At 66.3% G+C, this 24,123-nt stretch carries 18 protein-coding genes and 1 pseudogene; 14 read left to right on the top strand and 5 right to left on the bottom strand.

The window, feature by feature from the left end:
• Nucleotides 1-7: 7 nt before the first annotated feature.
• The 4 genes from INQ40_RS01325 (at nt 8) to INQ40_RS01310 (ending at nt 7,211) form a co-directional block, all read left to right on the top strand.
• Nucleotides 8-2,617, top strand: coding sequence for a T6SS effector BTH_I2691 family protein (locus tag INQ40_RS01325; protein WP_194341173.1), 2,610 nt, complete (start codon nt 8-10; stop codon nt 2,615-2,617).
• Between the two features lie 3 nt (nt 2,618-2,620).
• The gene (locus INQ40_RS01320; protein WP_194341171.1) at nt 2,621-3,673 is read left to right on the top strand and encodes a DUF6708 domain-containing protein; all 1,053 of its coding nucleotides are present in this window, start codon (nt 2,621-2,623) and stop codon (nt 3,671-3,673) included.
• 595 nt (nt 3,674-4,268) lie between these two features.
• Entirely contained in the window at nt 4,269-5,150 is an 882-nt protein-coding gene (locus INQ40_RS01315; RefSeq protein ID WP_228482071.1) for a DUF6708 domain-containing protein, read from the top strand.
• A 234-nt stretch (nt 5,151-5,384) separates the two neighbouring features.
• Nucleotides 5,385-7,211, top strand: a complete 1,827-nt coding sequence (locus tag INQ40_RS01310; RefSeq protein ID WP_194341167.1) for a monovalent cation:proton antiporter-2 (CPA2) family protein — start codon at nt 5,385-5,387, stop codon at nt 7,209-7,211.
• 37 nt (nt 7,212-7,248) lie between these two features.
• Here the strand turns inward: INQ40_RS01310 and INQ40_RS01305 are convergent, their stop codons facing one another.
• Together INQ40_RS01305 and INQ40_RS01300 are read right to left on the bottom strand one after the other, a co-directional pair.
• A complete protein-coding gene (locus INQ40_RS01305) occupies nt 7,249-10,674 on the bottom strand; it encodes an ankyrin repeat domain-containing protein (protein ID WP_194341165.1) in 3,426 nt (1,141 codons plus the stop codon).
• Nucleotides 10,667-10,939, bottom strand: a complete 273-nt coding sequence (locus tag INQ40_RS01300; protein ID WP_194341164.1) for a YcgL domain-containing protein — start codon at nt 10,937-10,939, stop codon at nt 10,667-10,669. The genes INQ40_RS01305 and INQ40_RS01300 overlap by 8 nt, the downstream gene beginning before the upstream one ends.
• Before the next feature lie 190 nt (nt 10,940-11,129).
• On the opposite strand from INQ40_RS01300, the gene INQ40_RS01295 reads away from it, so the two are divergent.
• The 3 genes from INQ40_RS01295 (at nt 11,130) to xth (ending at nt 15,525) form a co-directional block, all read left to right on the top strand.
• On the top strand, nt 11,130-13,550 hold the full coding sequence (locus INQ40_RS01295; protein WP_194341162.1) for a S9 family peptidase: 2,421 nt from the start codon (nt 11,130-11,132) through the stop codon (nt 13,548-13,550).
• Between the two features lie 90 nt (nt 13,551-13,640).
• Complete coding sequence (gene tssA, locus INQ40_RS01290; RefSeq protein WP_194341160.1) at nt 13,641-14,687, top strand: type VI secretion system protein TssA; 1,047 nt, start codon at nt 13,641-13,643, stop codon at nt 14,685-14,687.
• Nucleotides 14,688-14,742: 55 nt separating this feature from the next.
• Entirely contained in the window at nt 14,743-15,525 is a 783-nt protein-coding gene (gene xth, locus INQ40_RS01285) for an exodeoxyribonuclease III (protein WP_194341152.1), read from the top strand.
• Between the two features lie 95 nt (nt 15,526-15,620).
• Here the strand turns inward: xth and INQ40_RS01280 are convergent, their stop codons facing one another.
• A complete protein-coding gene (locus INQ40_RS01280; protein ID WP_193985547.1) occupies nt 15,621-15,893 on the bottom strand; it encodes a GlsB/YeaQ/YmgE family stress response membrane protein in 273 nt (90 codons plus the stop codon).
• 103 nt (nt 15,894-15,996) lie between these two features.
• Nucleotides 15,997-17,367, bottom strand: a complete 1,371-nt coding sequence (locus tag INQ40_RS01275; protein ID WP_194341150.1) for an AMP-binding protein — start codon at nt 17,365-17,367, stop codon at nt 15,997-15,999.
• Nucleotides 17,368-17,442: 75 nt separating this feature from the next.
• Between INQ40_RS01275 and INQ40_RS01270 the strand changes: the two genes are divergently transcribed.
• From INQ40_RS01270 to rpmG, 7 genes are all read left to right on the top strand, one after another.
• Nucleotides 17,443-18,018: a 4'-phosphopantetheinyl transferase superfamily protein gene (locus tag INQ40_RS01270; protein WP_194341148.1), complete on the top strand. Its 576-nt coding sequence runs from the start codon at nt 17,443-17,445 to the stop codon at nt 18,016-18,018.
• Nucleotides 18,019-18,085: 67 nt separating this feature from the next.
• Nucleotides 18,086-18,760, top strand: coding sequence for a 16S rRNA (guanine(527)-N(7))-methyltransferase RsmG (gene rsmG, locus INQ40_RS01265; RefSeq protein WP_194341146.1), 675 nt, complete (start codon nt 18,086-18,088; stop codon nt 18,758-18,760).
• A 243-nt stretch (nt 18,761-19,003) separates the two neighbouring features.
• Entirely contained in the window at nt 19,004-19,831 is an 828-nt protein-coding gene (locus tag INQ40_RS01260; protein WP_194037514.1) for a ParA family protein, read from the top strand.
• Nucleotides 19,828-20,772 carry a ParB/RepB/Spo0J family partition protein gene (locus INQ40_RS01255; RefSeq protein WP_194341144.1) on the top strand — a complete coding sequence of 315 codons (945 nt, stop codon included), beginning with the start codon at nt 19,828-19,830 and terminating at the stop codon, nt 20,770-20,772. Before INQ40_RS01260 ends, INQ40_RS01255 begins: the two co-directional genes overlap by 4 nt.
• A 228-nt stretch (nt 20,773-21,000) precedes the next feature.
• Nucleotides 21,001-22,749 carry a DUF885 family protein gene (locus INQ40_RS01250; RefSeq protein ID WP_228482160.1) on the top strand — a complete coding sequence of 583 codons (1,749 nt, stop codon included), beginning with the start codon at nt 21,001-21,003 and terminating at the stop codon, nt 22,747-22,749.
• A 507-nt stretch (nt 22,750-23,256) separates the two neighbouring features.
• Nucleotides 23,257-23,493 carry a 50S ribosomal protein L28 gene (gene rpmB, locus INQ40_RS01245; RefSeq protein ID WP_036191474.1) on the top strand — a complete coding sequence of 79 codons (237 nt, stop codon included), beginning with the start codon at nt 23,257-23,259 and terminating at the stop codon, nt 23,491-23,493.
• Nucleotides 23,494-23,506: 13 nt separating this feature from the next.
• Nucleotides 23,507-23,671: a 50S ribosomal protein L33 gene (rpmG, locus tag INQ40_RS01240; protein WP_193985536.1), complete on the top strand. Its 165-nt coding sequence runs from the start codon at nt 23,507-23,509 to the stop codon at nt 23,669-23,671.
• A 103-nt stretch (nt 23,672-23,774) separates the two neighbouring features.
• On the opposite strand, the pseudogene INQ40_RS12985 reads toward rpmG, so the two are convergent.
• A pseudogene (locus tag INQ40_RS12985) lies at nt 23,775-23,957 on the bottom strand (proprotein convertase P-domain-containing protein); the annotation flags it as partial.
• Between the last annotated feature and the right edge of the window lie 166 nt (nt 23,958-24,123).

Here is a 24,123-nt window from a genome sequence, read left to right as displayed (position 1 = left end):
CTATGCCGTGGCGCGCGCCGACGTCAAACGCGACAAAGCACCGCTGCTGTCCGCGCCGTTTGGTGCAGGTGTCGACGACATTGAGCTACCAGCCGCCCATGCGCACTACACGCTGCGCCTGTTACGTGGGGGCTACCTTTATGTGTTCAACGAAGTGCGCGGAGAATGGAAAGGGTATGCCGTCAACGAAAACGCCTATCTGACAGAGTTCGACATCCGCAGCAAATCGCCGCCAGATACCGGTGGTGCCGAACCGTGCGAGCGGATGCAGAATTCCGCGGCGGGCCGCTGCGTGATGATCCCCGATGCGAAGAAGGCGGGCACGGTGTGGCTGGGCTTCAGCGATGTAGCGTGGACGTCCGATGTGCTGGCCCGCCACAGCAAACAGGCTTGGCGCGAAAAGCACATGCAGCGCATCGACGTGGGCGCGTGGGCGTCCAGCGGATCGTCGCAGCCGCATCTGGACAGCTTGACGCGCCTTTCCGAATTGGCCGCCGAATTCGCGATTGAAGTCCCGATATCGCAACCGCTTTCAGCGGAACAGCAAGCGGCCAACGAACGTGCCGATGCGGGCAGCGACAAACAGCCCATCCAGCTGCAGACGGTGACCGTGACGACCTACCCGGCGCTGGATTTCTCGCTGCAAGACTACCGCAATGAACAATCCGGGGCTGCGTCATTTATCGAGGTCGCAGTCTCTGCAGCCAATGGGCTTCTACCCGCGATGGTGGCACTGCACGATCCAGTCGGCGTGACAGCGGATCTCGCATCGTTGCTGTCGTTGAGATTTGAGACTTTCATGCGGCACTCCGCTAAAAGCCGCGAACTCATGGTGTCCTCTGCCATCGAACAGCTGGAGATCGCGATCAAGGAGGATGCGGAGAACCGGAAGATTTATCAAACCGATCGCGAAGCGCGGCAATTACTTGACCCGGGGTTTATGGCGGCAGGCGACGGAGCAACCGGGGCGAGGGGCGGACAGGCGCTGGCGGATTGGCTGTTTCCGGAACAAAAGAAAGCGCGCGAAAATCTTTTCGAACGCTGGCGAAATCCGAGCCCGAAGGACCTGCGGGAAGCCCGAGGAGAATCGTGGAGGAAATACGAGAAGAAATACGATGAATCAAGGCGCCGCGCGTGGCAAACAAAGTGGGAATCCCGTGCGCGCACCTTCGATCAAGGCGTTATCTTCCCGCTCGCCGACGCGCACACAAAATGGATGTCGAGCGAACAGCTGTGCGAAAAGCTCGACCGCTGCTGCGACGATGCCGATGTGCGCACAGGCGACGGTTTTATCAAGGCGCTCTCACTTTGCATCCAGGACACGCAGCAGTTCAAAGTCTGCTTTGACCTTTACCACGACTGGGCGAGCGCGCCCACCATCGGCCGTCGCAACCTGATATTACGAGGGCTGGCTTACAACCAGAAGCAGACGTTGGACCAGCTGACGCAATATGGTGGTGGCGGACTTAATGCCGACGCGCTCAAGAGCCTTCCTTGGGAGGGTATGATCCAAGGCTACGAAAAATCGATCGAAGCGCTGGGCAGCGGCGGTAAAAATGCGGTGGTGACGCTCACAGCCGCCATTGGCGGCCCGATCTCCAAGATGATCGGCAATGCGGTCGACGGTGCGGTCGGACCTGGTCTGATCTCACTGGGACTCGTGGCAAAGGCCCCCGTGGCCTTGGTTGAAAACGTTCCGGGAAGAGCCAATAGCATCGCCGAAATGATCGCCAAGATGAGCGCCATCAACGGAAAGGTTGGCACCTTGAATGATCTCAATCGTGCGATAGACATCGAGATGCGCAAAGCGCAGATCTACGGCACCCCGCAGCCCGGAACGGGCAAGTTCCGCTATCTGCTAATCGCCGATGCGCGTGTGATAGCCGACTTCCCCGGTGATGCCAGCAAGGGCGCCGCAAGGCGTTTTGCCGAAAAGGCGATGTTAACGGAAGCCGATCGCAGCAGGCTAACGGAACTCCGTTGGAAGAAGCTGATGCCTACCGACGCCCGGCTGGGTATCGTCACCAGTCTGTTCCAGCTGATGGCGTGGCGCAAGATGGCCGAGGATCTGGACACGAGCATGGCGCACGAGCGAACCGAGAACACCTGGCGCTATGTGGCCAGTGTGACCGCGATGTCGGGCACGATTACGGAGACGGTGGGCAAGTGGTCGGAGAGTGCAACCAGCGCGGGAAATCGGGCGGCCATCATGGTTGAACGCTATGTCGCGAAAGCGATCCGGATCGGAGGCAAAGTGCTGGGTATTGGCGCCGGAGCTGTGATGGCGGTTTGGGATGGGGTACGAGGAGGTCAAGAGATAAAAGAAGGAAATGTTGGAGTAGGCGTCCTTTATATTGCATCTGCCGGTTTGAGCATCGTTGCGATGGGAGCTCTGAGCGGCTGGTTCGGGGCAACGATGCTCGGGGTTTCAGCCACAGGTGTAGGCATTGTACTAGTGCTCCTTGTGATCGTGATTGCCGTACTGATCGAGGTGTTCAAGGACAACAAAATTCAGGATTGGCTCGAACGTTGCTATTTCGGTAGGTTTGACGACTCTGATCGCTACAAGAGTGCCGACTCCGAGATGAAAGAGCTCGAAGTCGCATTGCAGGGGTGATCCGTGGACTATGCAGGTTTGGGCGAACGCAACAGATATCCAGTGGACCGGCCGCTGACCGCGGCAGAGCGTGCAACGCATTATCAACAGGAAGATACGTCCGGAGTCGAACCGAACGATTTCCTATCAGTCATACGGCTAAACAGTACCTTTATTGAATTGGTAGATCGTTGGCATCCGGTCCGGGGCTTCTGGGCATGGATGGCGATTTTTTCCGGAACATTCTGCGCAGCCATGTGCCTTCTCGTTACCTACTACTTTTTCATTTCGCCGCCCAAATTGGCAACAATTGGACCCGTGGAGCAGGCAATGGGGGCAGGGCTGATACTCTTCTTTGTCGCGATCGTCACGTTCGGTGTGGCGTATCCGTTCAAGTGGGAGTTTCTGCGCTGGACGCACTACCCCATGCGCCTCAACCGAAAGACACGCAAGGTCCACGTCTTCGGCCAAAATGGCACGATACTCACAGTCCCGTGGGATGGTTTGTACATCGTGCGTGGCGAAGCAAAAAACCCGATCACCGGTACCACGTACGACCTTCGAGCGCATGTGCTCGATGCCGATGGCGAGACGGTGCGAAAGTCTTTTTCGCTGGGCTACACGATTCCCGGCGACGAGAAGTCTATCGACAGGTTCTGGGCGTTCCTGCAGCATTACATGGAGGCTCCGGATGGCGTGGAGCAAACATATTGGATGCTTAAGAAACACAAGTTCCTCCTGCCTCTCGACGGCCGCAAGGAAGGCTGGCGCTGGAGCGTGATGCGCAGCTTCATGATGCTGGCGCACTGGCCGTGGCTACAGCTGTTGCTTTGCGTACCGTTCGGCCTGAACGCGGTCGGGCGCATGCTCGCGATGTGGACCAGCAAGCAGCCCACGTGGCCAGCAGAGGTAGAAGCTGCGAACGTCTTCGACCCCGAAGACCCTTGTCAGCTCGACTGGCGCCAAAATCCACCTCCGAACTTCTGGGAGTTCTACTGGCCGCTGATCTGTACGATCCTAGGGGTGGTTGCGTTCGTCGGAATAATCGGGTGGATGATGTCGACCCTTTGGAGATGAGCTTCAGGGCCGTGAGACATATCTTGAAGCCCGGGGGACTGGAGGCAAGAACCGTCGGGAATTTGGCGTTATGGCGGCAGGCATTTTGGTGGCGCGGGACTTCAAGCTTTCGAAAAGAAGGAAGTGACGGTAATCATGGAATAGTTGCGCCCTCCCGATTTCCGCCGAAACCGGATTAGTGGCGGCGATGGACTTCGCCAATCCTCACGAACAGGCTATGAGGGGCAATACTGGAGCATCAGCACTATATGCCGTATTCGTCTTGGCTGGCGTTGGTGCGGCTCTCCTTTTTGGCGGGGCTTGCGGCGCGGCTCTCTTCGGCTTGTCAGCAACAGAACTAATACTGGTAGTTATTGGAATGGAGTTTGGGCTGGCGACGAAGTCGCTCGGATATAGAACGGAAGACGAAGCAAATTCGACTACTGCTGTACCGGCGCACTAAATTATGGACTACACCGGGATTGGACGATTCATTAGATACAAGCTCAATCGGCCGTTGAGCGATGATGAGCGCAGGAATCAGTTGAAGCGAGAGACAAAGGTTAGCGAGGCCCCGCAGGACTGGTTGTCGGTAATCAAGCTCAACAGCACGTGCTTGGAACTGATTGACCGTTGGTATTCGATCAAGGGGTGGTGGACCTGGATGGGATCAATGATCGCGGCACCTTGTCTGTGGGCAATGGCGACGTTTGGCTTGATGGGGATAGAACGTAACGATCCTGCAAGTTGGATATTCACTATATTCGTCTTCCTTTTCTCCGGCATTCTTGCGTTCATATCATTATCGATGGTCCGTACAGAGGCGTTTCGACAAACCCACTACCCCATCCGCCTGAACCGAAAGACACGTCGGGTCTACGCCTATCGCCCCGATGGCTCGATTATCGCCGTCAATTGGGATGATCTTTTCCTGTGCGTGGTGGAGAATGAGCTGACGATGGGCCAGACCAGCTACGACGTGCGCGCCCATGTCTTGGCGGACGACGGCGAGACCGTCGTCGATACGTTTACGCTGGCTTATGCGTATCTGGGTGAGCGGGCCGGATTGATGCGTCTGTGGGAATACATCAGGCGTTACATGGAGGCACCGGACGGCCCGCAGCAAAGCTACAACACGACAGAGATCTGCATGCCCATCAACGGTCGCAAGGAAGGCGTGGTCTTCGGCCTGGTGCGCACGTTCGCCTTGATGGTGAAGTGGCCGGCCCTGCAACTGCTGGCTTCGCCTCTATGGGCACTGACCACCTGGGGCAGGTGGATCGCGATGGCCACCTGCAAGGTTCCTTTCTGGCCCGCGGAAATTGAGGCGGCCTGCCAGCCCGATCCGGATGACCCGTACCGAAAGGACTGGCGGAGCAATGGCAGGTATGGCTTCTGGGAGCTAGTCTGGCCAGCCATCTGCCTCGTGGTCGGTTCCCTTGTGGTTCTCACCGGCGTCGTCTGGCTCGTCGAATTCATGTGGGGCGCATTTGAGTAAGGGACGCATGGCAGTAGCCGGGCTGATGCCGCGGTTCCAACTTGATGGCGACCGAGTTCGATACGGTTATCTCCCAAGTGCATGCCAGAGGTTCCGGAATCTAATCGCTACGACGACGATAGGTATGTGATTCGTCGTCCAGAGAAGTCCTGCGCACTCGCTCGCGCCCGGCTCCACTCGAACACTCCTCCCACCCCTGCCGCATAATCAACCGCTCCCCTGAAGAGGTACGCGATGAGCGGCGGCGGTCTTGAACTTGCGGTGGTGTTCCTGCTGGCAGCGGTGATCGCGGTGCCGGTGTTCCGCCGGTTCGGGCTGGGAGCGGTGCTGGGGTACCTCGCTGCGGGCGTTGTGCTGGGGCCGTTCGGTCTGCGGGTCATCCGCGATGCGGAGCCGGTTCTGGCGGCGTCCGAGATCGGCGTGGTGATGATGCTGTTCGTGATCGGGCTGGAGCTCTCGCCGTCACGGCTGAAGGTGATGCGCCGTCCGGTGTTCGGGGTCGGCGGGGCGCAGATGCTGATCACCGGCGTGGTGATGGGCGTGCTGGCCACCTTCGCCGGGTTTGGCTGGAAAACGGCGCTGGTGGTCGGCCTGGGGCTGGCACTCTCCTCCACGGCGGTCGGCTTGCAGCTGTTGTCGGAGCGCAAGGCGCTGGGCAGCGAGCACGGGCGGCTGGCGTTCGCGATCCTGCTGTTCCAGGATCTCACCGCGATCCCGCTGCTGGCGGCGATTCCGCTGCTGGGGAAAGCCAACCTGGTCGCCGAAGGCGGACTGGGCTGGGACGCGATCGCCAAGGCCGCGTTCGCGATGGCGGCACTGGTGCTGGGCGGGCGGTTCCTGCTGCGCCACCTGTTCCGTTTCGTCGCGCGCTCGCTGATGCCCGAGGTGTTTACCGGCGCGGCCTTGTTGGTCGTGCTTGGATCAGCGCTGCTGATGCAGAGCGCGGGTCTGTCGGCCGGCCTGGGCGCGTTCCTGGCCGGCGTGTTGCTGGCCGACTCGGAGTTCCGTCACGAGCTGGAAGCGCAGATCGAACCCTTCAAGGGTCTGCTGCTCGGGCTGTTCTTCATGGCGGTGGGCATGAGCGTCGACCTCAAGCTGGTCGTCGCGGAGCCGGTGTTGATCGAGCTGTTGGTACTGGCCCTGATGGTGGTCAAGTTCGCGATCCTGGTGATGGTCGGCATCAAGCCGGGCAAGCTGTCGCGGCACGACGCGCTGCAGTTGGCGAGCGTGCTCGCGGTCGGTGGAGAGTTTGCGTTCGTCGTATTCGCCGAGGCGGTCAAGGCGGGCCTGCTGGAGGCGGTCATGCGCGATCGCCTGGTGGCCGCGGTGGGCGTGTCTATGGCGCTGACGCCAGTGCTGATGATCGCCGTTGCGCGGATCCTGCGCGGCCGGCCGGTGGCGCGGCCGGAGCCGCCCAAGGAGACGCCGCCCCCCGACGGCCACCCACAGGTGTTGATCGCCGGGTTCGGCCGCTTTGGCCAGATCGTGGCGCGCATGCTGGTCGCGCAGAAAGTGCCCTTCATCGCCATCGAGCACAGTGCCGACCAGGTCGACTTCATGCGCAGGTTCGGCAATCCGCTGTTCTACGGCGACCCGGCCAAGCCGGAGTTGCTGCGCTCGGCCGGTGCGGCTCACGTCAAGGTGTTCGTCATCGCCATCGACGATCCGGAAGGCAGCCTGCAGACGGTGCGGGTGATCCGCCGCCTGTACCCGCAGGCGAAGGTGTATGCGCGGGCCCGCGACCGTCGCCACGCCTGGCAGCTGCGCGATCTGGGGGCGTTCAGCCTGCGCGAAATGCTGCATTCCAGCCTCAAGCTGGGCGAGGAGGTACTGGTCGCCCTCGGAGTGCCGCCGGACGTGGCGCATGACCACGCGGTGCGCTTTCTGGCCCACGACGAGCGGCTGCTGGAGGCGCAGTACCGGGTCCACGATGATCCCGACGCGGTGCTGGAGGCGTCGACCCTGGCGCGCCAGGAGCTGGAGCAATTGTTTGATGCGGACCTGGGCGGGGGCGTGCTCGGAGGCATCGCCGGGTCCCGGCGACCGCCCGACACCCGCTGAGCCCACGGCAGCACGCGCGATTACGCGGGTACCCGACTTATTGCTTCTCGCGCAGGAACCGGGCCATTGATACATCAGCCACCGGATGGGCGCTGGTGAACTGCGCGGCGATATCCACGAACCCGCGCATCACCGCGATCTCGCGGGGGCTGCGATTCAGGGAGTCGCGCTGGTCCGGATCCGCGCCGGCGCGCAGCAGCCACTTCACCACGCCCAGCAGTCCGTGCAGCGCCGCCAGGTGCAGCGGGCCGAATCCGCGCGCGTCCTGGGACTCCAGACTGGCGCCGTTGTCCATCAGGTGCTCCAGTCCTGCGATAAGCACCTGCTCATCAGCCTGCGCGCCTTGCTCTGCAGCCGCGCCCAGCAACAACAGCAGCGGTGACGGGCTGTCGGACTTCGCTTCCAGCGCGTTCTCGTCGCTTGCCAGCATCAGCGTGTCCAGCAGGGTGACCAGCCGGGTCCGATCGCGCGTACCGAAGCCGAACATTGCCGCGCAGTGCAGGCCGGTCCGTCCGGACTCATCGACAGCATCCGCGTCCGCACCGGCCGACAGCAAGCGCGCTGCCAGTTCGGGGAAGCCCAGTGCGCAGGCGATCATCAAAACGGTCAGCCCGCCCGGCAGGCGTTGCTCGACGTCGGCGCCGGCCTCGATCAGCCGATCGACGATGTCCAGGTGGCGCATGCTCGCGGCGGCCGACAAGGGCGTGGCGCCTGAGCCGGCAGCGAGTCCCACGCTGGCACCGCGCGTGAGCAGCAGGTCGACCACGGCGCGATGGCCGCTGCCGGCCGCTCGCAGCAACGCACTGCAGCCCTGACTGTCGACGGCGTCCACCGGCAGGCCGAGGTCAAGCAGGCGACGGACCGCGTCGGCGTCGCCGACCATCGCCGCGGACGGCAGATCGGCCGCCAGCAACGGGCGTCGCGGCAAGGGCCATCCGCGCCAGTCCAGCCAATCGGCCAGGTCACGACGGCCGGAGGCCAGCGCGACTCCCAGCGGCGTTTGCCCGTCGGCGGCAAGCAGGCCGGGCGCGGCGCCGTGCGCGACCAGTTCTTTGAGCATCGCCTCACGGCCGAGTGCGGCGGCAAGATGGAGCGCACTCATGCCCCGGCTGTCGCGATCGTCCAGGCCCACGCCCGAATGCACCAGACGGGTGAACAGCTGCGACCAGCCCAGGCGGACCGACAGCGCCAGCGCGGGGTCGCCGCCGGGAGACGGAGCAAACGGATCCGCGCCGCGGTCCAGCAGTTCCAACGCCAGGTGCTCCAGCGAAACCTCCGGCTGACCGCGGGTCATGCAGGCGGCAAGGAACCGGGCGAGCCCGCCGGCACCGGCAGGCGACACTCCGCGCTGCAGCATCACGGTCAGGGAAGCCTGCGCGGACGGTCCACTGCCGAGCAGGTTGAACATCGGCGTCGTACCGGTGCCGTCCCGGACTTCCGGATCCGCTCCGCGCGCCAGCAACCATTCGATCTGGCGCGGCGGCAACGCGCCATCGCCATCGTGGAACAGTGCGCCCAGCTGGCGCGGGCCGAGCAGCGCGGCAACCGTATCCAGGGCGTGTTCGCGTCCCTCGTCCAGGCCTTCGCGCAGCAGGGTGATGGGCGCGCGGTCGGCAGGGGTCGCGTCATCGGCGCCCGCCACTTGCGACGGCACTGCGTAGGCAGGATCAAACACGGCCACCAGCGACCAGCGGCCGGTCTCCGCCGCGCGATCGATCGCACGGCGCCCGTCCTGATCCCGCGCGGCCGGGTCGATCCCCAGGTCCAGCAAGCGCTGCACCAGCTCCGGCGCGGTCTGCGGGGCCATGCAGGCGATCATCAGCACGCTGCAGCCCTGCCTGTCCGCGGCCATTGCGGCAGCGGGATCGGCCGCGTCGAGCAATTGTTCCAGTACCGCGGCGTGGCCACCGCGCGCGGCTTCGTGCAGGGCATTGCTGCCGTGGCTATCGGTTGCCGCAGGATCCGCGCCGGCCTTGATCAGCGCCGCGACGATGCTGGCATGGCCGGCGCGCGCGCCCTCGTGCAGGGCGGTGCGGCCATCCGCGTTCACCGCATGCACCCGCGCCTTGAGCTTGAGCAACAGCTCCACCCCGGCGGGATCGTCTTCCTCGCCTCCGGCGGCGGCGAGCAGCGCGGGCTGGCCGCCGTCGGGATCCGGATTGGCACCGCGCTCGAGCAGGAAACGCGCCAGCCGCCAGTTGCCGGCAATGCAGGCGACGCCCAGCGGCGAGAAGCCGTCGTCATTGAGCGCATCCAGCTCGGCCGCCGCATCCCGCAGGAGCGCCGCCACGCCCGGGTCGGAGCTACGCGCGGCGAAGTGCAACGGCGTGTTGCCCTCCGCGTCGCGGGCCCGCGGGTCGGCCCCGTTCGCCAGCAGCGTGGTGACCGCATCGGGTCGGCCGTGCCAGCTGTCACGGGTCGCCGCCAGCAGCGGCGTCAGGCCGGCGTGCATGTGGTTCAGCGCGACACCGGCGGCGATCAGCGTCCGCAGCAGTCGCAGGTCCGGCAACACGGCCGCCAGCACCGCCAAACTGCGCTGGTCACGGTCCTCCGCGGGCGGCAGTGCGTGCGGATCGGCGCCCTGGGCAATCAGTTCAAGCGCGTGCTCGACCCGGCCGCTGCGCGCCGCCTCGTACATCTGCGGCACCAGTTGCGGATCAGGGACGCTCACCGGTGCCACGTTGGCGAGGGCGACTTCTGCGGGCTCTGATCCGCCGCGCACCGGCGTCGGCTCGAGCGTTACGTTCGCGACAGCCTGCTCCAGCCCGCCCACGACGTCTGCCGGTCGATTGTCCTCACCGCTCACTTGTGCGGAGGCTTCGTGGCTTAGCGACGGCTCGTCGCTGTCGTCCAGGTATTGCAGTGCCTTGGCGGGCGCCACCCGCTGCAGCCAGCCGTGCAACGCCGCCGACGCCACCGCCAGCACGACCGCGACGATCCAGCGCTGGCCACTGGCAAGCCAGCCTGGCCAGGCCAATGCCACGATCAAGCCCGCGACTGCGCCGACGCCCAGCGCGATCCCGAGACCGCGCCACGCCCCCGGCTCCAGGCCCTCCAGCGCGCGCTGGTGATCCCCCAGTGCGCCGCCGTCACGTTCCAGGCCCTGCCAGACCGGCCAGAACCGCCACAGCACGATCAGCGCGCCACCGGACACCGCACTCAGGGCCAGCGCCGCCGGCAGGGAGCCGCTGGCCAGCAGTGATGACAGCGGCCAGGCTGTCAGCAACCCGACCCCGCCAACCGCGAGCGCCCAGAGTGCCAGCAGCGGCCACAGCTCAACCCGTATGTGAGCGGGGAGCAGCGGGGCCGGACTGCGCTGCCGGCGCGCAGCCAGGGCCAGCACCGGTTGCGCGAGGAGGCCGCACAGGGCAGCCAGCCAACCACCCAAGCCGGCGACACCGATCAGGACAAGCCCGACCGCCGTCAGCAAGATCCACGCACGCAAAGACCGGGGCTCAGGCATCGGTGCCCCAGTCCGAGGTCAGCGGATCCTGGCTGACCGGCGGCGGCATCTGCACATGGAAGCCGCGCGTCGCCAGATCGTTTCGCACCTCATCCGCATTTCCACGGGCCAATTGGCGCGCGCCGTCCAGCGTCACTTCCAGCACCAGGGCAAACGGCTGCAGCGCCTTGTGCACGGATTCGGACAGGCACTCGAAGTCGTCGCGGGTGGCGAGAAATACGTAGGCGCCTTCCTTGCGGAGGCTCTTGTAGACGTAGGCGTGCATGGGCGGGGGCTGAAAACGCACCACGGCGGGCGATGGTTCAAGCATACCGACAACCCGCCCCGCAACGTAGACACAGGCGCGCGCGAGCCTGCTTCGACGCGCTGCAGGCATGACCGAAGACCCGTGCGAGCGGCCTGCACCGCAGCTACGCTGGGTCGGCTTTTCCCCACACTTCCTGTCGGTCCCGCCCATGCGACTTACCTCTATTGCCCTGGCGCTTGCGCTCGGCTTCCTGACCTCCGCCGCCACCGCCGCCACCGCCCAACCGGTCGCCGGCAACGCCACGCCAATCACCCTGGAGCAGGCGATGGCCGATCCCGACTGGATCGGTCCACCGGTCGAGCAGGCGTGGTGGGCGTGGGACGGACGCAGCGTGCAGTACAACCTCAAGCGCGACGGCGAACTGATCCGCGACACCTGGCAAGTCGCCATCAGCGGTGGCACCCCGACCTTGGTGGACGAAAGCAGCCGCGCCCAGCTCGATGCCGCCGATCCGGTGTTCGACGCCCGCCGCACGCGCGCCGCCTTTGTCCGCAACGGCGACATCTTCGTGCGCGACCTGCGCAGCGGTGCGCTGACCCAGGTCACCCGCAGCGAGGAGGCCGAATCACGCCCGCAGTGGAGCCATGACGGCAACCTCGTGTTTCGCGCCGGCAATGACTGGTACCAGTGGCGCGCCGGCCAGGGCACCAGCCAGGCTGCAGTACTCAAGGCCGAGAAGGATCCCGCCGCCGAGCCCAAGGACGACGACCTGCGCGATCGCCAGTTGCGCCTGATCCAGACCCTCGCCGACGACCGCGCCAAGCGCGAGGCCGCGCGCGAGCAGAACCTCGCCTGGCAGGCCGCCGATCCGACCCGCGCGCCCATCGCCACCTATATGGGCGATGACCTGCGCATCGTCGATACCGCGCTGTCGCCCGACGCGCGCTGGCTGCTGGTGGTCACCGAGCCCAAGAACGCCGAGAACGGCCAGGCCGGCAAGATGCCCAAGTACGTGACCGAATCCGGTTACGAGGAGTTCGAGGAAGCCCGCACCCGTGTCGGCCGCAAGGCGCCGCAGGGACAGCGGCTGTGGCTGGTGGATGTCGCCGGCGGGACCCGTTCGGAGCTCTCGTTGAAAGGGCTGCCCGGCATCGGCAAGGATCCACTGGCGGACCTGCGCGCCAAGGCCAAGCTGAAGCCGCTGGACGGCAACCGCGATGTGCGGGTGGAGTCGGAGGGCGGCCGGCGGCCGGCCATCCACTGGCGCGATGACGGCAGCACCGCCGCGGTGCTGCTGCGCGCGGTGGACAACAAGGACCGCTGGATCGCCACGGTCACCCCGACCCGCGGCCGGGTCGAGTCGGCCGCGCTGAGCGTGCGCCACCACCTGCATGACGATGCGTGGATCAACTGGGGCTTCAACGATTTCGGCTGGACCCCCGACGGCGCACTCTGGCTGTTGTCGGAGCAGAGCGGCTATTCGCACCTGTATCTGGCCGACGGCAACGCCGCGCCGCGCGCGCTGACCTCCGGTAGATGGGAAGTGTCCTCGCCGGTGCTGGGCGCGGACGGCACCACGTTCTATTTCACCTGCAACCGCCAGCGCCCGGGCGACTACGAGGTCTGCGCGGTTGACCGCAGCGGGAACGTGCGCGAGATCACCGCCCTGGACGGCGTGGAAAACTTCGCCCTCTCACCGGACGGCGGGAAAGTGCTGGTGCGCTACTCGGCCAGCTACCTGCCGCCGCAGCTTGCCGTGGTGGATGCCGGCGGCGGCGAGGCGACTGCGCTGACCGACACCCGCACGCCGGAGTTCAAGGCGCGCCAATGGATCCAGCCCGAGATGGTGCAGATCCCGTCCAGCGACGGCGCCGGCCCGATCTGGGGCAAGTATTACGGCCCGGCCACGATGGAGCCCGGCCGCAGGTATCCGGTGGTCATGTTCGTCCATGGCGCCGGCTACCTGCAGAACGTGCATGACCGCTACCCGGTCTACTTCCGCGAGCAGATGTTCCACAACCTGCTGGTGCAGCGCGGCTACGTCGTCTTGGATCTGGACTACCGCGGCTCGGAGGGCTACGGCCGCAACTGGCGCACCGCCATCTACCGCCGCATGGGCACCCCGGAGCTGCAGGATTACCTGGACGGCCTGGCCTGGCTGGGCGCCAACAAGCAGGCCGATGTCGACCGCGCCGGCATCTACGGCGGCAGCTACGGCGGCTTCATGACCTTCATGGCGCTGTTCAAGAAGCCCGGCGTGTTCAAGGCCGGCGCCGCGCTGCGCCCGGTCACCGACTGGTCGCAGTACAACCACGAGTACACCTCCAACATCCTCAACACGCCGGAGCTCGATCCGGAGGCGTATCTCGCGTCGTCCCCGATCGAGTTTGCCGACGGCCTCCAGGACCACCTGTTGATCGCGCACGGGATGATGGACAACAACGTCTTCTACAAGGACTCGGTGATGCTCGCCCAACGCCTGATCGAGCTGCGCAAGGACAAGTGGGAGCTGGCGTCCTACCCGCTGGAGCGCCACGGCTTCGTCCACGCCGACAGCTGGTACGACGAGTACCGGCGGATCCTGGAGCTGTTCGAGGACACGCTGAGAGCCCCGTCCGCCGTACGCTGAGTAACCCGCGCGCCGCCGCCGTGCGGGCGCGACGCGCACGGACGCGATCGGGGTACCATCACCGCGTCACGGCCACGCAATGGATTGCACATGTTTGACCAGGAAGAGCTGCTCGCGCCCATCCCCGGCGCGGATCTCGTCGGCGAGGACCTCTCGTTCTCGCTGGAATACGACGCCATCCAGGAAGCCCGCCGGGCGGATGATCCCTCGCTGGAGCAGGGCGAGTGGATCACCGATCTGAAGGTCGCCGACTGGGCGGCGGTGGAGCGCATGTGCGCCAGGTTGTTGCGCGAGCGCAGCAAGGACCTCCGCCTGGCGGTCTGGTGGTCGGAGGCGCAGACCCGCAACCACGGGTTCGCCGGCCTTGCCCGCGGCTACCGGCTGGTCGCCGGACTGTGCGACCGCTACTGGGATGACGTCCACCCGCAGGTCGAGGACGATGACCTGGAGCAACGCATCGGCAACCTGGGCTGGCTGATCGCCCACTCCGGCCAATGGCTGCGCGACCTGCCGCTGACCCACGCACCGCAGGGCCGTTTCAGCCTGGCGGACTTTGAATTCGCGCGCCTGCCGCGCAGCGATGACGACGACCGGCCGTCGCCGGAGACCCTGGAATCCGCGCGTCGCAACACGCCGCATGAGTTCTACGTCCGCCTCGCCGAACTCGCGCCGGACTGCCTGACCGCGCTGGCCGAACTGGAGCGCGCGATCGACGAGTGCCTGGGCCATGACGGCCCCAGCTTCACCGCCCTGCGCGACCAGCTCGAGCATCTGCAGGCCACCACGCAGCGTTTCGCCCGCGAGGCCGGGGTGCTGGTGGGAGGCGATGAATCGCAGCCGGACCAGACCGACACCACCGTGCCGGCGCCCGGGACTCCCGCACCGCGGACGGCGGCGCTGGGCAACGAGACCGTGGCCTCGCGCAAGGAGGCGATCGCGCAGTTGCGCCGGGTCGCCGAGTTCTTCCGCCGTACCGAGCCGCACAGTCCGGTCGCGTACCTGGCCGACAAGGCCGCGCGCTGGGGCGAGATGCCACTGCACGTGTGGCTGAAACGGGTGATCAAGGACGATGACACGCTGGCGCGGATGGAGGAGATGCTCGACGTTGCCGATCCGGTGGATTCGGGCTCGGACTGAGCGGAAACGCCAGGCCATGGATGAGTCGGCGCCGGCTCCCGGCTAGACTGGCCGGATGAAAATCGCCAGCTGGAACGTCAATTCGCTGAATGTCCGCCTCCCGCACCTGCAACAGTGGCTGGAGTCATTCGCGCCCGCCGTGGTCGGCCTGCAGGAAACCAAGCTCGAGGACGAGCGCTTCCCCGATACGGCGCTCGCCGAACTGGGTTATCGCAGCGTCTTCAGTGGCCAGAGAACCTACAACGGCGTCGCCATCGTTTCCCGATCACCGGCCACCGACGTCCAGATCGGCATTCCCGGATTCGTCGACGAGCAGCAGCGCGTGATCGCCGCGACGGTCGACGGCGTGCGCATCATCAACCTGTACGTGGTCAACGGCCAGGACTTGGGCACCGACAAATACGCCTACAAGCTGCGCTGGCTGGAGGCGGTGCATGCATGGATCGCCGCCGAGCTGCAGATGCATCCGGACCTGGTGGTGATGGGCGATTTCAACATCGCTCCGGACGATCGCGACGTCCACGACCCCCAGGTGTGGAACGACCGGCACATCCTGACCTCCACCGCCGAGCGCGCGGCACTGCAGGGTCTGCTCGACCTGGGCCTGCACGATGCATTCCGCCTGCATCACGACGACGGCGGCATCTTCAGCTGGTGGGATTACCGCCAGGCGGCGTTCCGCCGTGACATGGGGCTGCGCATCGATCTCACCCTGATCTCCGATGCGCTCAGGACGCGATGCGTCGCCGCCGGAATCGATCGCGAACCAAGGACGTGGGACAGGCCGAGTGACCACACGCCGGCCTGGGTGCAACTGCAACCGCCGATCGCGTACTGATCCACCCCGGCGGTTGCACGCAAAAAAATGGCCCGGCAGTGCCGGGCCATTCCGATCTCGGCGCATCAATGCGCCAAACTTGTTTCAACCAGGGCTCAGCGCGGACGACCGCGGCGGAACAGGTTGACGATCGCCAGCAACACGATCGCGCCGACCAGCGAGACCAGGATGCTCGGAATACTGATGCCCGCATCATTGATGCTGCCACCGGCGATGCCGAGCATACCGGCCAGCCAGCCGCCGATAAACGCACCGATGATGCCGACCACGACGTTGAGGATGATGCCCTGCTGCCCGTCGGTCTTCATGATCAGGCTGGCAATCCAACCAATGATGCCGCCCATAATCAACCAGATAATAATGCCCATACGTGTTTCTCCTTGGATCCATCAGAGGTTTGTAAACGTGCTCCCCTGAGTGGGGGCGCTTGCAGTCTGTACAGGCGGGTGTGACGACGACGTAGGGGTTTCCTCACCCCGAGAGAATATCCACCAGGCTCTGGCGGGGAATCTTTCCGGTGGCATTGCGCGGCAATTGGGCGACAAACCGCACCCGGCGCGGCAGGAAGACCGGGTCGCAGCGACCGCGCAATCCCTGCACCAATGTCGCCTCATCCATGCCGGGCGCCACCACGACCGCGGCAATGCGCTGGACACCGGACTGGTCGCCCTCCAACTGCACGATGACGCCGTCATCCACGCCAGGCACATCCAGCAGGATCCGGGTCAGGTCGCCCAGCGAAGCGCGCTTGCCGGCAATCTCCAGCAGGTCGGCGTGGCGACCGCGCAGGACGAACCGGCCGTCAGGCTGAAGTTCGACGACGTCGGCCAGCACCACCGGGTGCTCCAGATGGGGGGCCGTCACCCGGGTGCCGTCGGGTTGCGGGGCGAGGCAGACGCCAGGCAACGGCGTCCACGCCGATTCCACCGCCGTGCGGCGACGGGCGATGACGCAGCTTTCGGTCGAGCCGAACAGCTCGCGCACGTGGCAGTGGTAGCGGCGCTCGGCCGCGTCGGCCAGTTCGGGCGGCAGCGGCGCGGTGGAGCAGACGATGCCGGCGAGCGGCGGCATCGCGACGCCGGATTGCAGCAGCGCGCGCAGGTGCACCGGGCTGGTCACCAGCAGCGGCGGCGCGCCCGCATCGCTGCAGGCCATGGCGATGTCGGCAGGAAAAAAGGGCCGGCTGCCGTGCACCGCCACCGGTCCCAGCAGCGGCAGCAGGACGGACATCTCCATGCCGTACATGTGCTGGGACGGCACCGTCGCCACTACCGGCGTGGTGAAGTCCGCGGCTGCGCTCCCCAGAAGTCCGGTCAGCGCGGCGAGGTTCTGTCCGGTGCCGGCCGTGAACGCCCGCCAGCGCTTGGGCGTGGCGGTGGGCTGGCCGGTGCTGCCGGAGGTGAAGCCGATGGCGACCAGCGCCTCGGCGGCGATCAGCGGTATCTCCCCGTCGCGCCGGGGCAGTACCTGCGGGAGTTCGTGGAAACCGGCGCCGGGATCTTTGGCGGCGTCCATCTCGACGATGCAGTAGCTGTCCGGATACTGGCCACGCACCTGGGCCACGGTGGCCTCGGCCCGCGAGGCCGGCAGCAGTGTCGTCTGGCCCCGCATGGCAGCGGCACAGAACGCGACCAGGAAGCGGTACCGGTCCTCGCACAGGTTGAGCACGTAGGCGGCGGTCGGCAAACCGGCCGCGACACCGCGCACCTCGCAAAGGAACCGGGACAGCGGCACGGCACCGTGCGCATCGAAGACGATCGCTCTTCCCGGCGCGCCAAGGGCAAGCGGCGATGGATCGCCGGCAGCGACGTTCCTGGCAGTGTTATCAAAGACGGCTGACATAAGTCCAATACTGCGGCACTGCCGCTCCCCAATGCTTAGCTTACGCTGAGCAACGCCATTGCCAACAACATCGCCATGCCTGTGCCCGAGCCCCATCCGCCCTGCTGGACCTGGCTGCCGTTGCCGCGCGGCGAGGTCGCCGAACCGCTTGCCCGCCGCTGGCTGGGCGAGCGGCTGGGCTGTCCGCCCGAGGAGCTGTCGCTGCCGCGCGACGACCATGGCCGGCCGCGACTGGGAGGCCGGTTCGCCCGCTGGGACGGCAACTGGAGCCACAGCGGCGCAGGTCTGCTGGTCGCGCTGGGCCGCGACGTGCGCCTCGGCATTGATCTGGAATGGGTCCGGCCACGACCGCGGGCGATGGAGCTGGCGCGGCGCTTCTTCACCGCGTCCGAAGCCGATGCGATTGCCGACCTGCCGCCCGCACAACGGGAACCGGCCTTCCTGCGACTGTGGTGCGCCAAGGAAGCCGTGCTCAAGGCGCACGGCCGCGGGCTGGCGTTCGGCCTGGACAAATTCGAGTTCGAGACCAGCGACGCGGGTATCCGCCTGACGCACTGTGACGCCGCGCTGGGCGATCCGGCGCAGTGGTCGGTGCGCGAACTGCTGCCGCAGCCGGGCTATGTCGGCGTAATGGCCTGGCGTCCGGAGTGAGCGCGCGCGTACCGCGATCCGCTCACCCGAGTGCCCGGCCGCACCGCAGCCGCCATAATCCCCGCCCATGACGATCCCCATTCCCACCGCTGCCCGCGAACGACTCGACGCCGGCCTGGCCAGCCTTGGCCTGGACCGCGCCATCGCCGCGCCGCTGCTGGAGTATCTGCAGCTGCTGCTGCGCTGGAACCGCGCCTACAACCTGACCGCGGTGCGCGAGCCGCTGGACATGGTCGACAAGCACCTGCTCGATTCGCTGGCGATGCATCCGCACGTGGATGCGATCGCCCGCGCCGGCGGCACGCTCGCCGACCTGGGCACGGGCGCCGGACTTCCCGGCATTCCACTGGCCATCGCCAAGCCCGGCCTGCGGGTGACACTGGTGGAGAGCAACGGCAAGAAGGTCCGGTTCCTGCGCGAAGTGGTGCGCAAGCTGGCCCTGGCCGACGTGGAGGTGGTGGAGTCGCGGATCGAGGCGTTCGACCGTCCCGGCGCGTTTGATGTGATCACCGCGCGCGCACTGGCGACGCTGCCGCTGATCCTCCAACTGGGCGGACACCTGCTCAAACCCGGCGGCCAGCTGCTGGCGATGAAGGGGGTCTACCCGGACGCCGAAATCGCCGAGCTGCCGCATCAGTGGACGCTCGCGCACGCCCACGCGCTGCGGGTGCCCGGGCTGGATGCGGAGCGGCACCTGCTGGTTATCCAGCGCGCCGGGCCTGCGCAAAGCACTGCGCCGTAACGCGCGGAGGTCGGCACGGTCCAATCCTGACAACGCTGCCAACGCTCGCGTCCAGCGCCACAATCGCGACGCCGGTCACAGCCGCGCGGTTCGGCAGGCGCCGGCCATGGCGGGCATAATCGTCTGTCGGGCGGCGCCTCGCGCGGTCTTTTCGCAGCACCCATCGCAGCACGCATGGCCGCCACCTTCGCCGCAACCTTCGCAACCGGGAAATCCGCAACAGTGACCCAGGGGACGAGCCGCATCGCCCGCATCATCGCCGTCGCCAACCAGAAAGGCGGGGTTGGCAAGACCACGACGGCCGTCAACCTGGCCGCCGCGCTCGCCCGCACGCCGAAAAAAATCCTGCTGGTCGATCTGGATCCGCAGGGCAACGCGACCACCGGCAGCGGCGTCAACAAGCGCGAGCTGGACAGTTCGATCTGCGAGGTCCTGCTGGGCGAGGACGACGTTGCCGATGTGATCGTGCGCACCCAGGAGGACTACGACCTGGTGCCCGGCAACATCGACCTGACCGCCGCCGAGCTGCGTTTGATGTCGGCCGAGGCGCGCGAGCAGCAACTCAAGCTGGTGCTGGCGCCGATCGCGGCCAACTACGACTTCATCCTCATCGACTGTCCGCCGGCGCTGTCGCTGCTGACCTTGAATGCGCTGACCGCGGCCGACTCGGTGATCGTGCCGATGCAGTGCGAGTACTACGCGCTGGAAGGCATCAGCGCGCTGATGGACACGATCGAGGCGATCCGCGCGAACCTCAATCCGCGCCTGGAGATCGAGGGCGTGCTGCGGACCATGTTCGATGTGCGCAACAATCTGGCCAATGCGGTGTCGGCCGAGCTGATCGAGCACTTCGGCGACCGCGTCTTCCGTACCATCGTCCCGCGCAACGTTCGCCTGGCCGAGGCGCCCAGCCACGGCCAGAGTATCGTCGGCTACGACCGCAACAGCCGCGGCGGGATCGCCTACCTGGGCCTGGCGGGCGAGGTCCTGCGCCGCCAGCGCGAACGCGACCAGGCCGCCAGCCGCGCGCAGACCGCCGCCAAGCCCCCCAATCCGGAGACGACCACATGAGTGCTGCAAAGGGTGACACCGCCAGCCCGCCGGCCACAAGGGCGGCGGCCAAGAAGCGCGGGCTGGGCCGCGGCCTGGAAGCGCTGCTGGGTCCCAAGGCGGACGTCCCCGAGCTGGAAGCCACCAGCAGCGACACCCTGCGCCACCTGCCGGTGGATTCGCTCGCCCCGGGCAAGTACCAGCCGCGCAAGCACTGGGATGACGAGAAGCTCGAGGAACTGGCCGAGTCGATCCGCGCGCAGGGAGTGATCCAGCCGATCGTGGTGCGCGAATCGCGCGAGCACGGCGGCAAGACCTGGGAAATCATCGCCGGCGAGCGCCGCTGGCGTGCCTCCCAGCGCGCGGGTCTGATCGAGATCCCCGTGGTCGTGCGATCCGTCGACGACCGCACCGTCATCGCGATGGCGCTGATCGAGAACATCCAGCGCGAAGACCTCAACCCGCTGGAAGAGGCCTCCGCGCTGCAACGCCTGATCGACGAGTTCGACCTCACCCATGCGCAGGCGGCCGGCGCCGTCGGGCGGTCCCGGGCGGCGGTGTCCAATCTGTTGCGCCTGCTGGAACTGCCCCCGGCGATCCGTGCGCTGGTGGAGGCGCGCCGGCTGGAGATGGGCCATGCGCGCGCGCTGCTGACCCTGGCGCCCGACCTGGCCAGCAAGCTGGCGAGCGATGCCGCCGAGCACGGCTGGTCGGTGCGCGAGGTCGAACACCGCGCGCAGCAGTTCGCGCTGGGCCGGGTTCCGGTCGGCAAACGCGCGCGACCGGTGAAAGCCCGCCCGCAGGCCGACATCGTCAGCCTGGAGCGCGAGCTGTCAGAGTCGCTGAACACCCGCGTCAACGTCCTCCACGGGCGCGGCGGCAAGGGCAAGCTGGTGATCCACTACAGCGATCTGGACTCGCTGGACGGCGTGCTGGAGAAGCTGCGCCCGCCGCAGTCGTGACCGGAACCGCCGTCGCCTGAGTCGCTGATGCGCGCGGCCGGTACTTTCGGCCGGTGGGATCGCCGGCGCCACGGTGCGAAGATCGGGTTCGATCTTTCTGCCGTGGATGCCGTGAAGCCACTCTCCCTGACCCTGCTGCCCGCGCTGCTGCCCGCGCTGCTCGCCGCGCATCTTGCCCTGGCCGGCGCACCAGCCGTCGCGGCCACGGCCGATACCGCCGCTGCCGATATAGCCGCTGCCGATACCCCGGCTGCCCACACCGCGGCTGCCAGTACCGCTGCCGCGACGTCGGCCGCCGACAAACGCTTCCAGGCGATCCATGAGCGCGAGTGGACCTGGCGCCAGGAGCAGACCGGCGGTGGCTCCGACGAGGATGGCGACAGCGGGTCGGCGCCCGGCCGCCTGCCGTCCATTGACGCAGCGAGCCAGGCCGCTCGCTTGGCTTACTGGGATGACGTGCTCGGCGAACTGGACACGATCGACCCGGCCGCGCTGTCGGCGGAGAACCGGATCAACCTGGCGATCTACCGGCCGCAGGTGGAGAACCTCGCCGCGCAGGTCCGCTTCCGCAGCTACGAGATGCCGTTCAACTCGGATTCCTCGTTCTGGTCCAACCTGGGCTTCATGACCCGCCGGCCGATGCACACGGCCGCCGACTACCGCCGCTACATCCAGCGCCTGGCCGATGTCCCGCGCCACTTCGACCAGCAGATCACCAACATGCGCGCCGGTCTGGAGCGCGGCTTCACCGTGCCGCGGGCGGTACTGGACGGGCGCGATGTATCGATCGCCGCGGTCGCCGATCTCACCGACCCGGAGAAGTCGACGTTCTACGACCCGCTGCGCAAACTGCCCGCTTCCATCCCGGCCGAGGAGCAGGCCAAGCTCCGCGCAGCGGCCCGGGAAGCCATCAGCCAGCAGGTGATCCCCGCCTACAAGGCCCTGTTGACGTTCTTCCACGACGAGTACTTGCCCGGGGCGCGCACCACCCTGGGCGCGTCGGAGATGCCCGGCGGCGAGGCGTTCTATCGCCAGCAGATCCGTGAATACACGACCCTGGACCTGACACCCGCGCAGATCCACCGGATCGGCCTGGACGAGGTGGAACGCATCCAGGGCGAGATGGACGCGATCATCCAGCAGGTCGGCTTCAAGGGCAGCTTTGCCGAGTTCCTGCAGTTCCTGCGCACCGACGAGCAGTTCTACGCCAAAACCCCGGAGGAGCTTCTGTGGCGGGCAGCCTGGATCGCCAAGCGCATCGACGCGCAGCTCGGCAACTTCATCGGCACGCTGCCGCGCGGGCGCTTCACCATCGTTCCGGTGCCCGACGACATCGCCCCCTACTGGACCAGCGGCCGCGGCGGCAATGGCACCTATTGGGTCAACACCTACGACCTGCCCTCGCGCGCGCTGTACAACCTGCCGGCGCTGACCCTGCACGAGGCCGCTCCCGGCCACGCGATGCAGGGCGCGCTGGCGGCCGAGCAGGACGCGCTGCCCGACTTCCGCCGCAAGACCTACATCTCGGCCTTCGGTGAGGGCTGGGGCCTGTACGTGGAAAAGCTCGGCGAGGAGATGGGCATCTACGAGACGCCTTACGAGCACTTCGGCCGGTTGACCTACGAGATGTGGCGGGCCGCGCGGCTGGTGATCGATACCGGGCTGCATGCGCAGGGATGGACGCGCGGCCAGGCGTTGGGCTATCTGCGGGATCGCACGGCCTTGAGCGAGCACGAGGTCACCACCGAGGTGGATCGGTACATCTCCTGGCCGGGCCAGGCGCTGAGCTACAAGCTGGGCGAGTTGGCGATCGTGCGTCTGCGCGGTGAGGCGGAGCGGGAGTTGGGCGGGAGGTTCGACATCAAGGCCTTCCACGACATGGTGCTGGCGCTGGGTTCGGTGCCGCTGCCGGTGCTGGAGAGCCAGGTGCGGGCATTCATCGCGGAGTCGAAGGGAGCGGCCGACGCGAAGGGCTGAGAGGGTCGCGCCGGCGATGGCGGGTTTGGCCGATGGGCGAGTGCCCAAAGATGGCGGTGGAGGCCCGACCAGCGAGGGGTTCGGCTGTGGCGGGGGACTTACGCGAGGGCGCCTGCCGGGTGTCCCCCTCAGTCGCTCCACGATATTCGCTTGGTGAGCGGGACACCCGGCAGGCGCCTTTGCCAAGGTTCCGGCGGCAGGTAGAAAAATCGCCCGTTGGTGTGGTTCCCGGGCAGTGAGAGCGTCAACGCGACGTGGAGAGCTGGGATCGCCGGTGGCGGCAGCTTGCTGGCAGCCATTGATTGCCGCATAATGCCCGGCTCGCTGTGTCCGGCCAGCCCGTGAGGCTTGCAAGGCAGCATCCGGAAGCGCGATTCCGGTCTGCCGGTTCCAGCGTCCGCCTCCGGGCGGCCTTCTTCCCGTATCGCATGCCGACCACATCCGTGGATCCGGCGGGGCCGCCGCCTCCCTGGCCAAGGGAAGCATCAACATCCTTTCGAGGTGCGTATGTCCCGTGTATGCCAAGTAACCGGCAAGCGAACGACGACTGGCAACAACGTCTCGCACGCCATGAACAAGACCCGTCGTCGCTTCATGCCCAACCTTCACGAGCGCCGTTTCTGGGTCGCCAGTGAGAACCGCTGGGTGAAGCTGCGTGTTTCCGCCAACGCGATGCGCACCATCGACAAGAACGGGATCGATTCCGTTCTGGCCGATCTCCGCGCACGCGGCGAAAAGATCTGAGGAGGACTGAACCATGGCTTCCAAGCGCGACAAAATCCGCATGATCTCTTCGGCCAATACCGGTCATTTCTATACGACCGACAAGAACAAGAAGAACACGCCGAACAAGATGGAGATGAAGAAGTACGATCCCGTCGTTCGCAAGCATGTGATGTACAAGGAAGGCAAGATCAAGTAAGCCTTCCGGCGCGGTTCCGACCGGTGGGTTCCAGCCGGTTCGCTGCAAAGAGAAACCCGCCTTCCGGCGGGTTTCTTGCTTTCGAGCATTTAGCACGTGCCGGTCAGAAGTCGATGCTCCACGACTTGATGTAACCGCTGTCGCCGGACCACATGTCACGCACGCGCAGTTTCCAGGTGCCGTTCTTGGCTTCGCTGGTCAGGTTGACGTTGGCGTAGCCGATCACGTTGTCGGCACTGTCGCTGCCGCTGGAGTTCTTGATCCGGTAGGTGGAGTTGTCCGGTGCCACCAGGTCGATCTGCAGGTCGCCGCGGTAGGTGTGGCGGATGTCCAGGGTGACCTTGGTCGCCGCCAGGCCGTTGCCGCTGCGGCCGCTGACGGTGATCGGGCTCTCGATCGTGCCCGGGTTGGGGATGTTGTACGTGGTGGTGTTGCTGTAGGTCTGCGGATTG

Origin of the sequence: Lysobacter sp. H21R4 (assembly GCF_015277535.1) — a bacterium.
GTDB classification, from domain to species: domain Bacteria; phylum Pseudomonadota; class Gammaproteobacteria; order Xanthomonadales; family Xanthomonadaceae; genus Novilysobacter; species Novilysobacter ciconiae.
Note: the sequence above shows the minus strand (reverse complement) of the source record. Positions and strands in the feature narration are given on the sequence as shown.